Here is an 18,859-nt window from a genome sequence, read left to right as displayed (position 1 = left end):
CGTCTGCGAACGGCGAGGGTCCGTTCCGATCGAGGGGAAGCAGTGAGCGATAGCGGTCGGCCGCCGTCCCGGAAGAGCGACGCCCCTGGCCAGGACGGCGAAACCGACAAGCCCTCCGGCAATCCCGGCGGCGGCATCCTGATGGGCCGGTTCTTCGGCGTGCCCATCTACGTGGCCCCGAGCTGGTTCCTGGTCGCCGCGCTGATCACCTGGGTCTTCGGCGGCCAGCTGGACACCGTACTGCCCGAGCTCGGCAAGGTCCGCTACCTCGTCTCGCTGTTCTTCGCCGTCGCCTTCTACGCCTCGGTGCTGGTGCACGAACTGGCGCACACCGTCGCCGCGCTGCGCTTCGACCTGCCGGTCCGGCGGATCCAGCTCCAGTTCTTCGGCGGCGTGTCGGAGATCGAGAAGGAGTCGGACACCCCGGGCCGCGAGTTCGTCCTCGCCTTCGTCGGCCCGCTGCTCTCGCTGGTGCTCGCGGCGGTCTTCTTCGGCGGCATGCAGCTGGTGGAGTCCGGCACGGTGCCCGGCGTGCTGCTGGCCGGGCTGATGATCAGCAACCTGATCGTCGCGATCTTCAACTTCCTGCCCGGGCTGCCGCTGGACGGCGGCCGGATGCTGCGGGCCGTGGTCTGGAAGGTCAGCGGCAAGCCGATGACCGGCACGGTGGCCGCGGCCTGGGTCGGCCGCGGGCTGGCCATCGCGGTGCTGATCGGGCTGCCGCTGCTGTCCTACGCGGGCGGCATCGGCGGCGACGGCAACGACTCCAGCGGCGTGGACTCGCTGACCGACGCGCTGCTCGCGGCGATCCTGGCGGCGATCATCTGGACCGGCGCGGGCAACAGCCTGCGGATGGCCCGGCTCCGCGAACGGCTCCCCGCCCTCCAGGCCCGCACCCTCACCCGGCGGGCGGTGCCGGTCGGCTCCGACACCCCGCTGTCGGAGGCGCTGCGCCGGGCCACCGAGGCCGGCGCCCGCGCGCTGGTGGTGGTCGACGGCAGGGGCGAGCCCACCGCGCTGGTCCGGGAGACCGCGATCGTCTCGATCCCGGAGCACCGCCGCCCCTGGGTCGCGGTCAGCGGCCTCGCCCAGGACCTCACCGCCGGCATGCGCGTCTCCGCTGACCTGTCGGGCGAGGAGCTTCTCGACGTGCTGCGCGCCACCCCGGCCACCGAGTACCTGGTCACCGAGGCCACCGGCGAGATCTACGGAGTCCTCTCCACGGCGGATGTCGAGCGCGCCTTCCTGGCCGCCATGTCCCGGCCCTCCTGAACTCTGACGCGGTCGGGATCGTGGCGTTCAGCCGATAAGGTGGACCTATGTCCGAACCGACTGGTGCCGCCCGCCGTCGCGGGCCCTTCCGAGTCGGGGACCAAGTGCAGCTCACCGATCCCAAGGGACGCCACTACACCTTCACGCTCGAAGCCGGGAAGCAGTTCCACACCCACAAGGGTGCTTTCCCGCACGACGAGCTGATCGGTGCTCCCGAGGGCAGTGTTGTCCGTACCACGGGAAACGTCGCCTACCTCGCGCTGCGCCCCCTGCTCCCCGACTACGTCCTGTCCATGCCCCGCGGTGCCGCCGTGGTCTACCCCAAGGACGCGGGGCAGATCCTGGCGATGGCCGACATCTTCGCCGGCGCGCGCGTCGTGGAGGCCGGGGTGGGCTCGGGCTCGCTCAGCAGCTTCCTGCTCCGGGCGATCGGCGACCACGGCATGCTGCACAGCTACGAGCGCCGCGCGGACTTCGCCGAGATCGCCACCCAGAACGTCGAGCGCTACTTCGGCGGCCCGCACCCGGCCTGGCAGCTCACCGTCGGCGACCTCCAGGACAACCTGTCGGACACCGAGGTGGACCGGGTGATCCTGGACATGCTGGCGCCCTGGGAGTGCCTGGGCCCGGTCACCAAGGCCCTGGTGCCCGGCGGCATCCTGTGCGCCTACGTGGCCACCACCACCCAGCTGGCCCGCACGGTGGAGGCGATCAGGGAGCACGGCACGTTCAACGAGCCGGCCGCCTGGGAGACCATGGTGCGCACCTGGCACGTCGAGGGCCTGGCCGTGCGCCCCGACCACCGGATGATCGGACACACCGGCTTCCTGCTCACCGCCCGCCGGCTGGCCGACGGCGTCGAGCCGCCGCTGCGCCGCCGCCGCCCCGCCAAGGGCGCCTACGGCGAGGACTACACCGGGCCCGGCAGCGCCTCCGGCGGTGCCGCCGCCGAGGAGTGACGCCCGGCCGGCGGTCGCCGAGCTGACCGTACGGGTGGTTTTCGGCCAACTTCACCGCGCCGCCGCTGGTTTGTCCGTTCCGGGCGCCGGCGGCGGCGTTTCGCGGTCGCGGCGGCCCCGCCGTTCCACCGCCGTGTGACGTATGGCACGATGCCTGGCACCCCGCCGTTCTACCCCCAGGAGACAGGCGAGTGCAGCCGCCCGCAGGCCCGGCCCTCCCGCACACCCGCAGCCGCTTCGTGCACTGGATCACCACCGGCGCGGCGCTGGGGGCCGTGGTGGCCGCCGTCGCCCTGGTACAGCCCGCGGACGCCACCCCGGGCGCCGCGGGCAAGCCCTCCGGCAGCCCGCAGGCGCCGGTGGCGGCGCCCGACCCGAGGGCGGCCAGCTATCCGCTGGGCTGCACGGCGGGCAGTCCGGTGGACGTGGTGGCGAAGGTGTCCGGCGACCTGGACGGCGACGGCAGGCCCGAGACAGCCGTGGTGGTCCGCTGCCACGCCTCGACCGGCACCCCGCCCAGCGGGGTGTACATCCTGTCCGCGCCGGCCACCCCCGGCGGCAGGCCGAAGATCGCGGTCACCCTGGTCAAGCCGGAGGACCAGCGCGACGTCACCGGCTTCCGCCTGGAGGGCCGCACGGTGAAGGCCACCGTGCTCGGCTACTCCAGCGCCACCACCCCGCGCTGCTGCCCCGACCTGAAGCGCGACTACTCCTGGGAGTGGCGCGACGGCCGCTACGTGGCGATACCCGGAGCGGCGCCCGGCAGCGTCTGACCGGCGCGAACGCCCTCCGTGCCCGGCGCGGCGGGCGAGGCCGCTACGGCACGTCCGGCCCGTAGACCTCGACCCGGTCGGCCGCCCGCCGAACGTGGATGCAGTCGCCAGGACACTCTTTGGCCGAATCGGCGACATCCCGCAGCAGAGCCAGGGGTACGGGTACGGTGGCACCAGGGGACTGACGGAGCTCGTCGTCCTCGCCCTTGACGTAGGCCAGACCGTCGATGTCCAACTCGAACACCTCCGGTGCGTACTGCACGCAGATCCCGTCGCCGGTGCACAGGTCCTGGTCGATCCAGACCTCAAGCTTCTCGGCCGTCTCGTCGCCCACGGAAAACCTCGCCTGCCGTTCGTCGTTCGGGAAGCAACCGCCCTCGGAGGCTGTTGACCGAATCGACGATACAACCGGCGGCTTTCGTAACGTGATCGGTGGGTATCCCAGTGGCGAAGGGACGTACGCAAGGGTGAAGATCGGACACACCGCGATCTTGTTTGTGATCTAGGGGTTTACAGCCCCACCGGCCCAGGTAGGGTCTGGAAACGTCCAGCTCCCCTTGGAGGAGGTGAGGACCGTGGCGGCCCACGACGACGACTACAACCGCAGCGGCCGACCCGCTCGTGGTTCGGAAGACCCCATGAGCCAGGTCGCCTTTCTTGAGCAGGAGATCGCCGTCCTGCGACGCAAGCTCGCCGACTCTCCGCGGCACACGAGGATTCTCGAGGAGCGGATCGTCGAGCTGCAGACCAACCTGGCAGGCGTGTCCGCGCAGAACGAACGGCTGGCGAACACCCTCCGGGAGGCCCGCGACCAGATCGTGGCCCTCAAGGAGGAGGTCGACCGGCTCGCGCAGCCGCCCGCCGGATTCGGCGTGTTCCTGCAGGCGAACGACGACGGCACGGCGGACATCTTCACCGGCGGGCGCAAGCTCCGGGTGAACGTCAGCCCGGCCGTCGAGCTCGACGAGCTCCGGCGCGGCCAGGAGCTGATGCTCAATGAGGCGCTCAACGTGGTGGAAGCCATGGAGTTCGAGCGCGTCGGCGACATCGTCACCCTCAAGGAGATCCTGGACGACGGCGAACGCGCCCTGGTCATCGGGCACACCGACGAGGAGCGGGTGGTCCGGCTCGCCGAACCGCTGCTCGACGGCGCCCTGCGGGCCGGCGACGCGCTGCTGCTCGAACCGCGCTCCGGCTACGTCTACGAACGGGTGCCCAAGAGCGAGGTCGAGGAGCTCGTCCTCGAAGAGGTGCCCGACATCGACTACCGCCAGATCGGCGGTCTCGGCAACCAGATCGAGCAGATCCGCGACGCGGTGGAGCTGCCCTACCTGCACGCCGACCTGTTCAAGGAGTACGAACTTCGCCCGCCCAAGGGCGTGCTGCTCTACGGCCCTCCCGGCTGCGGAAAGACCCTCATCGCGAAGGCGGTCGCCAACTCGCTGGCGAAGAAGGTCGCCGAGGTCACCGGGAAGCCGCAGGGCAAGAGCTACTTCCTGAACATCAAGGGCCCCGAGCTGCTCAACAAGTACGTCGGCGAGACCGAGCGGCAGATCCGGCTGGTCTTCCAGCGGGCCAGGGAGAAGGCCAGCGAGGGCACCCCCGTCATCGTCTTCTTCGACGAGATGGAGTCCCTCTTCCGCACCCGCGGATCCGGTGTCAGCTCGGACGTGGAGAACACCATCGTCCCGCAGCTGCTCGCCGAGATCGACGGTGTGGAGGGCCTGGAGAACGTCATCGTGATCGGCGCCTCCAACCGCGAGGACATGATCGACCCGGCGATCCTGCGGCCGGGCCGGCTCGATGTGAAGATCAAGATCGAGCGTCCGGACGCCGAGGCGGCCAAGGACATCTTCTCCAAGTACCTGGTGGACACCCTGCCGCTGCACAGCGAGGACCTGTCCGAGCACGGCGGATCCACCGCCGGCACCGTGGACGCCATGATCCAGTCCGTGGTCGAACGGATGTACTCCGAGACCGAGGAGAACCGCTTCCTGGAGGTCACCTACGCCAACGGTGACAAGGAGGTCCTGTACTTCAAGGACTTCAACTCCGGCGCCATGATCCAGAACATCGTGGACCGGGCCAAGAAGATGGCGATCAAGGACTTCCTCGACCACAGCCAGCGCGGTCTGCGCGTCTCCCACCTGCTCGCCGCCTGCGTGGACGAGTTCAAGGAGAACGAGGACCTGCCCAACACCACCAACCCCGACGACTGGGCACGGATCTCCGGTAAGAAGGGCGAGCGGATCGTTTTCATCCGCACCCTGGTGACCGGAAAGCAGGGAGCGGACACCGGCCGCTCCATCGACACCGTGGCGAACACCGGACAGTATCTGTAAGCACTACCCTCCGGCTGCGGGTCCCGACAGCGGGTACCCGCAGCCGGTGTGTTTTCCGGCCCGGACGGGCCGGAGCCGGGCAAGGAGGGCCGCATGACCGTACGGCGAGTAATGGGCATCGAGACGGAGTACGGAATCTCCGTTCCCGGCCACCCGAACGCCAATGCCATGCTCACCTCGTCCCAGATCGTCAACGCCTACGCGGCGGCGATGCACCGGGCCAGGCGGGCCCGCTGGGACTTCGAGGAGGAGAACCCGCTGCGGGACGCCCGCGGCTTCGACCTCGCCCGCGACACGGCGGACTCCACCCAGCTCACCGACGAGGACATCGGCCTGGCCAATGTGATCCTCACCAACGGCGCCCGGCTCTACGTCGACCACGCCCACCCCGAGTACTCCTCGCCGGAGATCACCAACCCGCGGGACGCGGTGCTGTGGGACAAGGCCGGCGAGCGGATCATGGCGGAGGCGGCGCTGCGGGCGGCCCAGCTGCCCGGCGCCCAGCCGATCCTGCTGTACAAGAACAACACCGACAACAAGGGCGCCTCCTACGGCACCCACGAGAACTACCTGATGCGCCGGGAGACCCCGTTCTCCGACATCGTCAGGCACCTGACCCCGTTCTTCGTCTCCCGGCAGGTGGTGACCGGCGCGGGCCGGGTCGGCATCGGCCAGGACGGCCACGAGCAGGGCTTCCAGATCAGCCAGCGGGCGGACTACTTCGAGGTCGAGGTCGGCCTGGAGACCACCCTGAAGCGGCCGATCATCAACACCCGCGACGAGCCGCACTCCGACGCCGAGAAGTACCGCAGGCTGCACGTCATCATCGGCGACGCCAACCTCTCGGAGATCTCCACCTACCTCAAGCTCGGCACCGCCTCCCTGGTGCTGTCGATGATCGAGGAGTCCTTCATCAAGGTGGACCTCGTGGTGGACCAGCCGGTCCGCACCCTGCACGAGGTCTCGCACGACCCCACACTGCGACAGCTCGTCACGCTGCGTAACGGCCGCAAGCTGACCGCGGTACAGCTCCAGATGGAGTACTACGAGCTGGCCCGCAAGTACGTGGAGGAGCGCTACGGCTCCGACGCCGACGAGCAGACCCTCGACGTGCTCGGACGCTGGGAAGACGTGCTGAACCGGCTGGAGAACGACCCGATGAGCCTGTCGGGGGAGCTGGACTGGGTCGCCAAGCGGGAGCTCCTGGAGGGCTACCGGCGCCGCGACAACCTCGGCTGGGACGCGGCCAGGCTGCACCTGGTGGATCTCCAGTACGCCGACGTGCGGCCCGACAAGGGCCTCTACAACCGCCTGGTGGCCCGCGGACGCATGCAGCGCCTGCTGGACGAGCCCGACGTCGTCAGGGCCGCCACCAACCCGCCGGAGGACACCAGGGCGTACTTCAGGGGCCGCTGCCTCGAACAGTACGCGGACGACGTCGCCGCCGCCTCCTGGGACTCGGTGATCTTCGATCTGCCCGGCCGTGACTCGCTGCAGCGGGTCCCCACCCTGGAGCCGCTGCGGGGCACCCGCAACCACGTGAAAGAGCTGCTGGACCGCTGCCGCACGGCCGAGGATCTGGTCCGGATCCTCTCCGGTGGCTGATTCCGGCCTGAAACGGTCCAGAACCGGGAAACAACCCAGTGGTGTTCGTACGTTGAGGTAATCGAGCGCCGATGTCGGGCCCTGCTTGTAGGGTCTGATCTTGAAGGCAGATCGTGCATGGCAGGTTTCCCAGCGCACTGAATCAAGCGGGGTGAGGGACATGGCTACCAAGGACACCGACGGCGGACAGCAGAAGGCGACGCGTTCCACGGAGGAGGTCGAGGAAGTCCAGCAGGACACCCAGGCCGCCGACGAACTCAAGGAACGCCACGAGAAGCTCTCGGACGACGTGGACTCCGTCCTCGACGAGATCGACGACGTACTCGAGGAGAATGCCGAGGACTTCGTGCGGTCCTTCGTCCAGAAGGGCGGCCAGTAGCCCTCGTCCCGTCCGCCCCGCGTCTCATCGACCGCGGGGCGGATGGACTTCAGGGCCCGGGGTATGGTCCCGTACGACTTCTCAAGATCGTGTGGAAGGAATCGCGTGGAAGCCAACACTCGTAGCACCGGGCGTCTGCCGGCCGCCTTCCTGACGCCCGGCTCGTCATCCTTCATCGACTTCCTGGGCGACCACTCGCCCGACCTGCTGCCGGGGAACCGCACGCTGCCGCCGCTCAAGGGCGCGGTGGAGCTTCCCCACGGCACGACGATCGTGGCCGCCACCTTCGACGGCGGGGTCATCCTGGCCGGCGACCGGCGGGCCACGATGGGGAACGTGATCGCACAGCGCGACATCGAGAAGGTCTTCCCGGCCGACGAGTTCTCCGCGGTCGGCATCGCCGGCACCGCCGGCCTCGCCGTGGAGATGGTGAAGCTCTTCCAGCTGGAGCTGGAGCACTACGAGAAGATCGAAGGGGCCACGCTGTCCCTCGAGGGCAAGGCCAACCGGCTGTCCACCATGATCCGCAGCAACCTGGGGATGGCCCTGCAGGGCCTCGCCGTGGTGCCGCTCTTCGCCGGGTACGACACCGAGCGGGAGCGCGGCCGGATCTTCTCCTACGACGTCACCGGCGGCCGCAGCGAGGAGCTGGGCTTCGCCTCCACCGGCTCCGGCTCGGTGTTCGCCCGCGGCGCGCTCAAGAAGCTCTACCGCAAGGACCTCACCGAGCAGCAGATGACCACCGCGGTCATCCAGGCGCTCTACGACGCGGCCGACGACGACTCGGCCACCGGCGGCCCCGACCTGACCCGGCAGATCTTCCCGATCATCACGGTGATCACCGAGGAGGGCTACCGGCGGCTGGCCGAGAGCGAGGTCTCCGAGATCGCCCGGTCGGTGCTCGACGGCCGGCTCGAGCGTCCCGACGGACCGCAGGCACAGGTGCTGTGACGGCGGGTCAGGCGAGAGCCGGTCAGGTGACGTACTCCCCGCCCACCCTCCCGCCGCGGCCTCAGGGCCCGCGGGTGCCCCCAGCGCTGACAGCAGAAAGGCACGGTTAGCCGGTGTCCACGCCCTTTTACGTCTCACCGCAGCAGGCCATGGCGGACCGCGCCGAGTACGCCCGCAAGGGCATCGCGCGCGGCCGCAGCGTCGTCGTGCTCCAGTACACCGACGGCATCGTGTTCGTCGCCGAGAACCCGTCCCGCGCGCTGCACAAGGTCAGTGAGATCTACGACCGGATCGCGTTCGCCGCGGTCGGCAAGTACAACGAGTTCGAGAACCTGCGGATCGGCGGGGTGCGCTACGCCGATCTGCGCGGATACACCTACGACCGGGACGATGTGACGGCCCGTGGGCTGGCCAACGTCTACGCCCAGACGCTGGGCACGATCTTCTCCAGCGTCGGCGAGAAGCCCTACGAGGTGGAGCTGATCGTCGCGGAGGTCGGCTCGGCCGCCGAGGACGACCAGATCTACCGGCTGCCGCACGACGGTTCGATCGTCGACGAGCACGGCGCGGTGGCCGTCGGCGGCAACTCCGACCAGATCGGCAGCTACCTCGACCAGCGCCACCGGGACGGCATGACCCTGGCGGAGGCGCTCGCGCTGGCGGTGGAGTCCCTGGGCCGCGACAACAACGGCAGCGACCGCCAGCTGACGGCCGAACAGCTGGAGGTGGCCGTCCTGGACCGCACGCGCCCCCAGCAACGCAAGTTCAAGCGCATCCTCGGCCGCCAGCTCTCCCGCCTCCTGGACACGGAGAGCGCGGCAACGGCCAAGACCGACGACCCCTCCGACGAGGAGGAAGAGGAGAGCTGACGCTTTCTCCGCCGTAGGCGTTCCCGCCGCAGGGGTTGCGGCCTCGTTCCCGTCCGCGCCCCGGTGGGGGCCGTTCGCGCAGTTCCCCGCGCCCCTTACGGGGCACACCCGACCGGGAGACGCGCCCCATAGGGGCGCGGGGAACTGCGCGACAAGCCACGACGGCGGCGCGGCCGGGGGAGGCGCCGCAACCCCTACGGCGAGGGCGGCGGGGGCGCCGTTGAAGACCGGACGACAAGCTCGACGGGGAGCTCAGCCGGGACGACCGGCGAGCCCGCCAGCAGGGCGAGAAGCGCGGACATGCCCGCCGCGCCCACCTCCTCCGCCGGCAGCGCCACACTCGTCAGCTCCGGATCAAGCGCCGTGGCCAGCGCCAGATCGTCGAAGCCCGACACCGACAGGTCCTGCGGCACCCGCAACCCCAGCCCCCGCGCGGCCTTGCACGCGCCCGCGGCGAGCACATCCCCGTCACACAGAAGCACCGTCGGCCGCGGCCCGGGCCCGCCGAGGGCCCGCCGCGCGGCGGCCCGCGCCGCCTCCACGTCCAGCGCGCAGCGTTCCGTGCGGAGCCGCACCCCGTCCACCCCCGCCAGCTCCGCCGCCACCGTCTCCGTCCGCACCCGGAACGTCCAGGTGTCCACGTCCGCCGCGATGTGCGCGAACCGCCGGTGCCCCAGGCCCAGCAGATGCCGGGTCACCTGCCTGATCCCGTCCGCGACCGCGAGGTTCACCGTCGGGGCGCCGCCGGCCGGCGCCGGTTCGCTGTCCAGCATCACCAGCGGCAGCCCCCCGTCGCCGATCCCGGAGAGCGCGTCCGCGGCCATCGACGAGGCGATCACCCCGTCGATCGCGGCCCGCGCCGAGCCGAACGGGTCGGGCGCCGGGCCGATGCCCGCCGGCGACGGGTAGAGCACCACCCCGAACCCGTGCTCCGCGGCCACCCGGGCCGCCCCGGTGTAGATCCGGGCGAAGTACTCGTGGGTGAGTGCCGGCACCACCAGCAGTGCCGTCCTGGTCTGCCCGAGCCGCAGGCTGCGCGCGGCCAGGTTCGGCCGGTAGCCGAGCTCGTCCGCGGCCGTCCGCACGGCCGCCGCGGTCCGCTCGGAGACCCGGCCGCGCCACTTCCCGCCGAGCACCAGCGACACCGTCGCCTGCGACACCCCCGCGACCCGCGCCACGTCCCGTGAGGTGGGCCGCCCGGTCACGCTCATGGACCGGTCACGCTCATGGAATCGGGCCTTTCGGTCGGATCGACGGCTCCGCGCGGGTGGACCAGGAGCTGCCGCCATGGTACGTATGACCCTGAGCGTTATACGTAACACCAAAGGGGCGGGCGATGGCGGCGAGCGGGTACCGGGATCTGCTGCGGACTCCGCACGCCGCACGGCTGCTCGGCGGCACCCTGCTCGGCCGGCTGCCCAACGCCATGGCGGCGCTCGCCATCGTGCTCTTCCTGCGCTCGCAAGGGTCCGGCTACGGCCTGGCCGGCACCCTGTCCGCCGTCTACGGGCTGGCCGTCGCGATCGGCCAGCCGCTGCTGGGCCGGGCGGTCGACCGCCGCGGCCAGCCCCGGGTGATGACGGCCGCCGCCCTGCTGTCGGCGGCCGGCTTCGCGCTGCTCGCCGCCGTCGGCCCGAGCCCGCTGCCGGTCACCGTCCTCGCCGTCGTGCTGGCCGGTCTCGCCACCCCGCCGCTGGAGGGCGGCCTGCGGGCGCTGTGGCCGGCCGTGCTGCGGCACGAGGACCAGGTGCAGAAGGCGTACGCGCTGGACGCCGCCGCCCAGGAGGTGCTGTTCACCGTCGGGCCGCTGCTGGTCACGCTGGCCGTGTCGGCCGCCTCCGAGGCCGCCGCGGTGGTGCTCACCGGGCTGCTCGGCGTCGCCGGCACCCTGGTCGTGGTCAGCTCGGCGCCCTCCCGGAGCTGGCGGGCGGCGGCCCGCGAGGCGCACTGGCTGGGCGCGCTGCGCTCCCGCGGCCTGGCCGTACTGCTCGGCGCCTGCCTGTTCGTCGGCATCGCGCTCGGCGCCTTCTCGCTGGCCGCGGTCGCCTACGGCGACGCGCACGGCGGCGACTCCGCCACCGCCTGCGTCCTGGCCGCCAACGGCGCCGGCGCGCTGGCCGGCGGCCTCGGCTACGGCTCCCGCGGCTGGGCCGGCGTCCCCGAGCGCCGGCTGCGGCTGCTCTCGCTGGGCCTGGCCGCCTGCTACCCGCCGCTGCTGCTGGCGCCCGCCCTCGGCTGGATGCTGCTGCTCGCCGCCCTGTCCGGCTTCTTCCTCGCGCCCACCCTGGCCTGCGCCTTCCTGGTGGTGGACCGGCACGCCCCGGCGGGCACGGTGACCGAGGCCTTCTCCTGGCTGGTGACCGCGATCGGGGTCGGCGCGGCGCTCGGCACCGCGCTGGCCGGCGTGGTGGCGCAGCACGGCGGGACACGGGCCGGATTCGGCGTCAGCGCGGCCGGCGGCGCGGCCGCGATGCTCGTACTGCTGGTCACCGGCCGAATCCTGACGCTCCCAAACCTCCGGAGCCGGTCGGAAAAAGATCCAAACCGTGCCGTCGAACCTCGTTTCAGCTCAACGCATCAGGCGTAATGTTCAGACATGGACCGCCGCATTTTCGGGCTGGAGAACGAGTACGGCGTCACATGCACGTTCAGGGGACAGCGGCGTCTGTCCCCTGACGAGGTGGCGCGGTACCTCTTCCGCCGTGTCGTGTCATGGGGCCGCAGCAGCAATGTTTTCCTCCGCAACGGTGCCCGCCTCTACCTCGACGTCGGCTCGCACCCGGAGTACGCCACTCCGGAGTGCGACAACGTCACTGAACTCGTCACGCACGACAAGGCCGGTGAACGCATCCTCGAGGGCCTTCTGGTGGACGCCGAACGGCGGCTGCACGAAGAAGGCATCGCGGGAGATGTCTACCTGTTCAAGAACAACACCGACTCGGCCGGCAACTCCTACGGCTGCCACGAGAATTACCTGGTGGCGCGGCACGGGGAATTCTCCCGGCTCGCGGACATCCTGATTCCGTTCCTCGTCACCCGGCAGATGCTGTGCGGCGCGGGCAAGGTGCTGCAGACCCCGCGCGGCGCGGTCTTCTGCGTCAGCCAGCGCGCCGAGCACATCTGGGAGGGGGTCAGCTCGGCCACCACCCGCTCCCGGCCGATCATCAACACCCGCGACGAGCCGCACGCCGACGCCGAGCGCTACCGCAGGCTGCATGTCATCGTCGGCGACTCCAACATGTCAGAGACCACGATGCTGCTGAAGGTCGGCGCCACCGACCTGGTGCTGCGGATGATCGAGGCCGGCACCGTGATGCGCGACCTCACCCTGGAGAACCCGATCCGGGCGATCCGCGAGGTCAGCCACGACATCACCGGCCGCCGCAAGGTCAGGCTCGCCTCCGGCCGGGAGGCGTCCGCGCTGGACATCCAGCAGGAGTACTACTCCAAGGCAGTGGAGTTCTGCGAGCGCCGCGGCATCCGCAGCGGCGTCATCGAGCAGGTGCTCGAACTGTGGGGCCGCACCCTGGAGGCGATCGGCGACGGCGACCTGGCCCGGATCGGCACCGAGATCGACTGGGTGATGAAGTACCAGCTCATCGAGCGCTACCGGAACCGGGACAACATCACCATGTCCCACCCCCGGGTCGCCCAGATAGACCTCGCCTACCACGACATCCACCGCCGTCGCGGGCTGTACTACCTGCTGGAACGCAAGGGCCAGGCCAAGCGGATCTGCAACGACCTGAAGATCTTCGAGGCCAAGTCGGTGCCCCCGCAGACCACCAGGGCCCGGCTGCGCGGCGACTTCATCCGCCGCGCGCAGGAGCAGCGCAGGGACTTCACCGTCGACTGGGTGCACCTGAAGCTCAACGACCAGGCGCAGCGCACCGTGCTGTGCAAGGACCCGTTCCGCTCGGTGGACGACCGGGTGGAGAAGCTCATCGCCGGCATGTGACAGCCGGCTCACAGGCCCCGTACGCAACTCGTACGGGGCCTGTCGCACGCCGTAGGGTGTGGGGCGGCAAGGAAGGCCACCGCAAGGCCCCCCGTCAGACCGCCGCCGATCCACCCGACTCGAACCGAGGACCCCCGTGCGCCGACGCTCCGTACTTTTTGCCGTGCCCGCGCTCATGCTCACCGCCGCCGGCTGCGGCAAGGACGACAAGAAGAGTGGTTCCGCGGCTTCCGGCTCGCCCACCAACTCCGCCAGCGCCACGCCCAGCGCCACGCCCTCGTCGAGCGCGCCGGCCAAGCCGAAGATCGTCTCAGGGCCGCTGCCGGCCATCACCGCGGGCACCGCGTTCAACAAGAAGCCCACCGTCGCCAAGGGCACCGGGAAGCCGTCCACGGACCTCGCGGTCAAGGTGGAGATCCCCGGCACCGGCGCAGGGGCCGTCGCGGGTGACTACCTTCGAGTGAACTATCTCGGCCAGATCTGGGACACCGGCAAGGTCTACGACACCTCCTTCGGCCACGCCCCCTACGCGATCCCGCTCGGCCAGTCCAAGGTCATCCCGGGACTCGACCAGGCGCTGACCGGCCAGAAGGTCAACAGCCGGGTGCTGATGGCGATCCCGCCGTCCCTCGCCTACGGCACCGCCGGCTACTCCCAGGCCGGCATCAAGCCCACCGACACCCTGGTCTTCGTCGTGGACGTGCTGGAGCGCTTCACCGGCAAGGACTCGGCCAAGGGCACGCCGGTGCCGCAGACCGACACCAAGCTGCCGAAGGTCGGCACCAACACAGACGGCAAGATCCCGTCGGTCACGCTGCCCAAGGGCGCCAAGGCGCCCACCAAGCTGGTCTCGAACTACGTACTCGAAGGCAGCGGCGCGGTCGTCAAGGACAGCGACACCCTGCTGGTGCAGTACCAGGGCCTGCTGTGGGACGGCGGCAAGCAGTTCGACTCCAGCTACTCGCGCAGCGCGCTGACCGACTTCCCGCTGAAGAACGTCATCCCGGCCTGGACCCAGGGACTGGCCGGCAAGAAGGTGGGCAGCCGAGTGATGCTGGTGGCCCCTCCGGCCCTGGCGTACAAGGACCAGCCGCCGCAGGGCAGTGGCATCCCGTCCAACGCCACCCTGGTCTTCACCGTGGACATCCTGGCGACTCTGTAAGACTGTCCGGGTTGCCCGCAACAGCACAAGGAGCATCGAAGTGAGCATCGAGAAGCCCGAGATCGACTTCCCGGGCGGCGAACCGCCGGCCGACCTGGAGATCAAGGACATCTGGGAGGGGGACGGACCGGTCGCCAAGTCCGGTGACACGGTCTCCGTGCACTATGTCGGCGTGGCCTTCTCCTCCGGCGAGGAGTTCGACGCGAGCTGGAACCGCGGCACACCGCTGCGCTTCCAGCTGGGTGTCGGCCAGGTCATCTCCGGCTGGGACAAGGGCGTCCAGGGCATGAAGGTCGGCGGCCGGCGCCAGCTGACCATCCCCGCGCACCTCGCCTACGGCGACCGCGGCGCGGGTGGTGCGATCAAGCCCGGCGAGACCCTGATCTTCGTCTGCGATCTGGTGTCCGTCTGATCGAGTCATCCCCGAGGGTCCCGCCGGCCGGCGGGACCCTCGGCTTTTGCCGTGGCTGCCGGTAGCGGTACGGTCAGCGGCGGGAGCGAGACGAAGGGTGCGGGATGGCGATCGCCAAGGCGGAGCGGCTGATGAATCTGGCGCTGTGCCTGATGAACACCCGGCGGCCGGTGAGCAAGCGCGAACTGCGCGCGTCCATCGAGGCGTACCACGAGGTGACCTCGGACGACTCCTTCAACCGGATGTTCGAGCGGGACAAGGACGACCTGCGCGAACTCGGCCTGGTCATCGACACCGTCGAGAGCCTGGACGGCGACTTCGGCTATCTCGCCCGCGGTGACCGCAACCGGCTGCCGGACATCGCGCTGGACCCGGAGGAGGCCGCCGCCCTGGCGCTGGCCGCCAAGGTCTGGCAGCAGGCCAGGCTCGCCGAGGCCGCCAGCGGCGCCCTGCAGAAGCTGCGCGCGGCCGGCGTGCCCTACGAGGACACCCACAGCGCGCTCGAACCGCGCATCCCCACCCCGGAACCGGCCTTCGAGGCGCTGATGGTTGCCGCCCGCGAGCGCCGCGCCGTCGCCTTCGACTACCGCAAGGCCAACGCCGCCAGGCCCGAGCAGCGGCAGGTGGAGCCCTGGGCGCTGGAGTGCTGGCGCGGCCACTGGTACGTGGCCGGGTACGACCGCGACCGCGGCGCCGCCCGGGTCTTCCGGCTGTCCCGGATCTCCGGCCGGGTCAGGTCGCGCGGCGCCTTCACCGCCGCCGTGCCCGACCATGTGGACGTCCGGGAGACCGTGGCCCGCTGGGCCGGCGAGGGCGCCACGACCACCACCGCCACGATCAGGCTGCGCCGGGACAGCGGCTACCCGCTGCGCTCCCGAGCGGTGACCACCACCCCGGTCGACGCCGACTGGGACGAGCTGGAGATCCCGTACGGCCACGGCCTCGACGCCTGGCTGGCGGAGTTCGGACCCGATGTGGTCGTGGTGGGCCCGGACGAGCTGCGCACCGAGGTCCTCGACCGGCTGCGCGCGGTGGCGAAGGGCTGACGTGACGATGCGATCCGCAGGCGCGGGCGGTTACCACCGGAAGGCGGCGGCGTGAGCAACGCGATCGACCAGACCCGCAGGATGCTGTCCCTGGTGACGTATCTGCGCGAGCGGCCCGGCGCCCGGGTCAGCGAGGTGGCCAGGGCCTTCGGCGTCACCGAGGCCGAGCTGATCGGCGACCTGAACGTCCTGCCGCTGTGCGGCACCAGCTTCCGCGGCGGCGACCTGCTGGACATCGACACCGACGGCGAGCGGATCTGGTGGCACAACCCGGGGACCGCCGACGATGTGGCGCAGCCGCTGCGGCTGGCCGCCGACGAGGCCACCGCGCTGCTGGTGGCCGCGCGCGCGGTGGCCAACCTGCCGGGGCTGCGGGACAGCGACCGGCAGGCCCTGCTGCGGGCGAGCGCCAAGCTGGAGAACGCGGCCGGCGAGGCCGCCGGGTCGAGCGCCCAGATGTCGGTGACCTTCGAGTCCGAGGGCAGCGTCTTCGCCACCGTGGACCGGGCGATCACTGAACGCCGCCGGCTGTGGATGCGCTACTACTCGCCGGCCAGGGACGAGCTGACCGAGCGTGAGGTCGACCCGATCCGGCTGTTCGCCCTCGGCCACACCTACGTCGAGGGCTGGTGCCGGCTGTCGGAGGACCGCCGCACCTTCCGGCTGGACCGGGTGGCGGAGATCCGGCTGCTCGACGAGCCGTCCGACCCGCCGCGGATCGAGCCGCGCGACCTGTCCCAGGGGCTGGTGCAGCCGGCCGGCGACGACCCGGAAGTGGTGGTCGAGGTCGGCCCGGGCGGCCGCTGGGTCGCCGAGTACTATCCGCACGACAGCGCCGCCGAACTGCCCGACGGCGGCCTGCGGATCACGCTGCGCACCCCCGACCCGGGGTCGCTGCGCCGACTCGCGCTGCGGCTGGGCCGGGACGGCAGGATCGTGTCGCCGGCCGACCTGGCGGAGGGCGCGAGGGACGCCGCCGTCCAGGCCCTGGCCGGCTACGGCGAGTGAAGCGACCGGACCGGAAGCACGGGAAGCACGGGAGTTCGGGAATGAGGCATCCGCGATGACCACCACGTCCTGCCCGCCGACCCCGGTGCTGTTCCGGGCCGGCTGCCCGCACTGCCGGACCAGCTTCGAACTTCCCGCCGGCGAGCTGCGGCTGGCGATCGGCGGCAGCGCCCGTACCACCTTCTACTCGTTCACCTGCCCGCACTGCGAGGAGTCGGTGCGCAAGCCGGCCGGTGAGCGGATCGTGGAGCTGCTGACCCTGGGCGGCGTCCGCACCATGCGGCTGGCGCCCTGACCTGACCGATGGCACCGGGTCGGCCGATACGACCAGGGCTGACCGGTAGGGCCGGGCCGACCGGTAAGCTCGCGGCCCATGTGGTGGCTCTATCTCTATGTCGGCCTGTCAACCGCGGGGCTGCTGGTGCTCGGTGTGCTGGCGGTACGGGTCTTCGCGGCCGTCCAGCAGCTGGCCCGGCAGGTCGGCGCGAGCACCGAGGCGCTGGCCGCCGCCAGCGACCGGCTGCAGCGGGCCGCCCATCCGGTGGCCGAGCGGGCCGGGCAGATCTCCCGCCGATGAGCTCTCCGCTTAGTCGCCCGCGGAGGGTACGCTGACCGGGCGGCCCGTAACGGAGCGCGGCGGGGGCCGCAATCTGGTGGATTCCGGACGATTCCCCGGCGTTCACCGGTGCACGCTACGATCACTGCCTGCGCCGAGGCCGGAACTGGTCCGACCGAAGGCTCAGCGCAGAAGATCGCCAAGGTCCACACGCCGCCCGGTGAGAAGGTAGACATTTATGCTCGGCAATCTCAAGCCCCTAGAGATCGGCCTGATCCTTCTCGTCATCGTGGTGCTCTTCGGTGCCAAGAAGCTGCCCGATCTGGCCAGGTCGCTCGGCAAGTCCGCCCGGATCCTCAAGAGCGAGGCCAAGGCGATGAAGAGCGACAGCGGCCCCTCGGACTCCACCGGCACCGCCGCGAGCGAGCAGGCCGCTCCGAAGACGATCCAGTCCGCTCCCGGCGACACCGCCAGCGCCCGCCCGGTCGCCGAGCCCGAGCGCACCGGCACCCCGCAGGCCTGACCCGGCCCGCCGGAAGCTGGTCCACCGCCGTATGACGCCGCACGACGAAGCCGACACGCGCCCCTGACGGCCGCCGCACGAGACGAGGACGTGGGTGCTCAAGACTGCCCGCAAGCAGGAGAAGGACCCCGAGGGGCGGATGCCGCTCGGAGACCACCTGCGTGAGCTGCGCAACCGGCTGATGAAGTCGGTCCTTGCCATCATTGTCGTCACCATCGTGGCGGCACTGTTCTACAAGGACATCATCCAGGTGCTCCAGCACCGGATCCCGCACAACGTCCTCTGCGTCGACGGTTCGAACCACGACAGCAAGAAGGCCTGCGCGCAGATGACCGTCAGCGGCCTGCTGGGCGGCTTCTCCATCGCGCTCAAGGTCTCGCTGATGGCCGGCATCGTCGGCTCCTCCCCGGTCTGGCTCTATCAGCTCTGGGGCTTCCTCGCGCCCGGCCTGCACCGCAACGAGAAGCGCTACACCCTCGGCTTCGTCGGCGCCGGCGTACCGCTCTTCCTGGCCGGCGGCCTGCTGGCGTACGAGATCCTGCCGCAGACCGCGCGGATCATGATCGGCTTCGTGCCGAACGACACCACCAACCTGCTGGCGCTCGACGACTTCCTGGACCTCGTGGTCCGGATGATCGTGGTCTTCGGCCTCGCCTTCGAGCTGCCCCTGGTGCTGGTGCTGCTCAACTTCACCGGCGTGGTCAGCGGCCGGCGGATGCTCGGCTGGTGGCGCGGCATGGTGATCGGCATCACCGTCTTCGCCGCGGTCGCCACGCCCACCGGCGACCCGCTGACCATGTGCCTGCTGGCCGCACCGATCGTCTTCCTGTACTTCCTGGCGATGGGCGTCTGCTTCTTCAACGACAGCCGCCGCCGCAGGCGGCGCGCCGCCGACCCGGACTTCGGCCTCGACCCCGACGAGGCGTCCAGCCTCAGCCACGTACCGGAGCAGATCAACGCCGAACCGTTCGAGAACGCCTCGGGCCGCTCCGGCGGGTCCTCGGGCGGCGACGGGTTCGACGACGCCACCTGATCGGGTGAGCC

The 18,859-nt window shown here is 70.7% G+C and carries 20 protein-coding genes; 18 read left to right on the top strand and 2 right to left on the bottom strand.

The window, feature by feature from the left end:
• Positions 1–42: 42 nt before the first annotated feature.
• The 3 genes from ACQPW6_RS05205 to ACQPW6_RS05195 all read left to right on the top strand — a co-directional run bounded on the left by ACQPW6_RS05205 (position 43) and on the right by ACQPW6_RS05195 (position 3,004).
• A complete protein-coding gene (locus ACQPW6_RS05205; protein WP_433888341.1) occupies positions 43–1,272 on the top strand; it encodes a site-2 protease family protein in 1,230 nt (409 codons plus the stop codon).
• 47 nt (positions 1,273–1,319) lie between these two features.
• Entirely contained in the window at positions 1,320–2,231 is a 912-nt protein-coding gene (locus tag ACQPW6_RS05200) for a tRNA (adenine-N1)-methyltransferase (protein WP_433888340.1), read from the top strand.
• Positions 2,232–2,422: 191 nt separating this feature from the next.
• A complete protein-coding gene (locus tag ACQPW6_RS05195) occupies positions 2,423–3,004 on the top strand; it encodes a hypothetical protein (RefSeq protein WP_433888339.1) in 582 nt (193 codons plus the stop codon).
• A gap of 43 nt (positions 3,005–3,047) precedes the next feature.
• Here ACQPW6_RS05195 and ACQPW6_RS05190 read toward each other — a convergent pair whose 3' ends face one another.
• Positions 3,048–3,338: a ferredoxin gene (locus ACQPW6_RS05190; RefSeq protein ID WP_433888338.1), complete on the bottom strand. Its 291-nt coding sequence runs from the start codon at positions 3,336–3,338 to the stop codon at positions 3,048–3,050.
• Positions 3,339–3,579: 241 nt separating this feature from the next.
• Between ACQPW6_RS05190 and arc the strand changes: the two genes are divergently transcribed.
• From arc to prcA, 5 genes are all read left to right on the top strand, one after another.
• Positions 3,580–5,346 (top strand): proteasome ATPase, encoded by a 1,767-nt coding sequence (arc, locus tag ACQPW6_RS05185; RefSeq protein WP_433888337.1) that lies wholly within the window; start codon positions 3,580–3,582, stop codon positions 5,344–5,346.
• A 93-nt stretch (positions 5,347–5,439) separates the two neighbouring features.
• Complete coding sequence (gene dop, locus ACQPW6_RS05180; RefSeq protein ID WP_433888336.1) at positions 5,440–6,951, top strand: depupylase/deamidase Dop; 1,512 nt, start codon at positions 5,440–5,442, stop codon at positions 6,949–6,951.
• A 160-nt stretch (positions 6,952–7,111) separates the two neighbouring features.
• Positions 7,112–7,330, top strand: a complete 219-nt coding sequence (locus ACQPW6_RS05175) for a ubiquitin-like protein Pup (RefSeq protein ID WP_433888335.1) — start codon at positions 7,112–7,114, stop codon at positions 7,328–7,330.
• A 105-nt stretch (positions 7,331–7,435) separates the two neighbouring features.
• Positions 7,436–8,281 carry a proteasome subunit beta gene (prcB, locus tag ACQPW6_RS05170; protein WP_433888334.1) on the top strand — a complete coding sequence of 282 codons (846 nt, stop codon included), beginning with the start codon at positions 7,436–7,438 and terminating at the stop codon, positions 8,279–8,281.
• Between the two features lie 113 nt (positions 8,282–8,394).
• A complete protein-coding gene (prcA, locus tag ACQPW6_RS05165; protein WP_433888333.1) occupies positions 8,395–9,150 on the top strand; it encodes a proteasome subunit alpha in 756 nt (251 codons plus the stop codon).
• A 194-nt stretch (positions 9,151–9,344) separates the two neighbouring features.
• Here the strand turns inward: prcA and ACQPW6_RS05160 are convergent, their stop codons facing one another.
• Positions 9,345–10,361: a LacI family DNA-binding transcriptional regulator gene (locus ACQPW6_RS05160; RefSeq protein ID WP_433888332.1), complete on the bottom strand. Its 1,017-nt coding sequence runs from the start codon at positions 10,359–10,361 to the stop codon at positions 9,345–9,347.
• Positions 10,362–10,486: 125 nt separating this feature from the next.
• On the opposite strand from ACQPW6_RS05160, the gene ACQPW6_RS05155 reads away from it, so the two are divergent.
• From ACQPW6_RS05155 to tatC, 10 genes are all read left to right on the top strand, one after another.
• Complete coding sequence (locus ACQPW6_RS05155; RefSeq protein WP_433888331.1) at positions 10,487–11,737, top strand: MFS transporter; 1,251 nt, start codon at positions 10,487–10,489, stop codon at positions 11,735–11,737.
• 9 nt (positions 11,738–11,746) lie between these two features.
• Entirely contained in the window at positions 11,747–13,108 is a 1,362-nt protein-coding gene (pafA, locus tag ACQPW6_RS05150; RefSeq protein ID WP_433888330.1) for a Pup--protein ligase, read from the top strand.
• 136 nt (positions 13,109–13,244) lie between these two features.
• On the top strand, positions 13,245–14,270 hold the full coding sequence (locus tag ACQPW6_RS05145; protein WP_433888329.1) for an FKBP-type peptidyl-prolyl cis-trans isomerase: 1,026 nt from the start codon (positions 13,245–13,247) through the stop codon (positions 14,268–14,270).
• 40 nt (positions 14,271–14,310) lie between these two features.
• The gene (locus tag ACQPW6_RS05140; RefSeq protein ID WP_433888328.1) at positions 14,311–14,682 is read left to right on the top strand and encodes an FKBP-type peptidyl-prolyl cis-trans isomerase; all 372 of its coding nucleotides are present in this window, start codon (positions 14,311–14,313) and stop codon (positions 14,680–14,682) included.
• A 104-nt stretch (positions 14,683–14,786) separates the two neighbouring features.
• A complete protein-coding gene (locus ACQPW6_RS05135; protein WP_433888327.1) occupies positions 14,787–15,728 on the top strand; it encodes a helix-turn-helix transcriptional regulator in 942 nt (313 codons plus the stop codon).
• An 81-nt stretch (positions 15,729–15,809) separates the two neighbouring features.
• A complete protein-coding gene (locus ACQPW6_RS05130; protein ID WP_433894430.1) occupies positions 15,810–16,736 on the top strand; it encodes a helix-turn-helix transcriptional regulator in 927 nt (308 codons plus the stop codon).
• Between the two features lie 55 nt (positions 16,737–16,791).
• Positions 16,792–17,031: a hypothetical protein gene (locus ACQPW6_RS05125; protein ID WP_433888326.1), complete on the top strand. Its 240-nt coding sequence runs from the start codon at positions 16,792–16,794 to the stop codon at positions 17,029–17,031.
• Positions 17,032–17,109: 78 nt separating this feature from the next.
• Positions 17,110–17,313: a hypothetical protein gene (locus ACQPW6_RS05120; protein ID WP_433888325.1), complete on the top strand. Its 204-nt coding sequence runs from the start codon at positions 17,110–17,112 to the stop codon at positions 17,311–17,313.
• A 217-nt stretch (positions 17,314–17,530) separates the two neighbouring features.
• Positions 17,531–17,815, top strand: a complete 285-nt coding sequence (tatA, locus tag ACQPW6_RS05115; RefSeq protein ID WP_433888324.1) for a Sec-independent protein translocase subunit TatA — start codon at positions 17,531–17,533, stop codon at positions 17,813–17,815.
• Positions 17,816–17,909: 94 nt separating this feature from the next.
• Complete coding sequence (gene tatC / locus ACQPW6_RS05110) at positions 17,910–18,848, top strand: twin-arginine translocase subunit TatC (protein ID WP_433888323.1); 939 nt, start codon at positions 17,910–17,912, stop codon at positions 18,846–18,848.
• Positions 18,849–18,859: the final 11 nt, after the last annotated feature.

This window comes from Streptomyces sp. CA-111067 (assembly GCF_050956065.1).
GTDB lineage: Bacteria > Actinomycetota > Actinomycetes > Streptomycetales > Streptomycetaceae > Actinacidiphila.
Note: the sequence above shows the minus strand (reverse complement) of the source record. Positions and strands in the feature narration are given on the sequence as shown.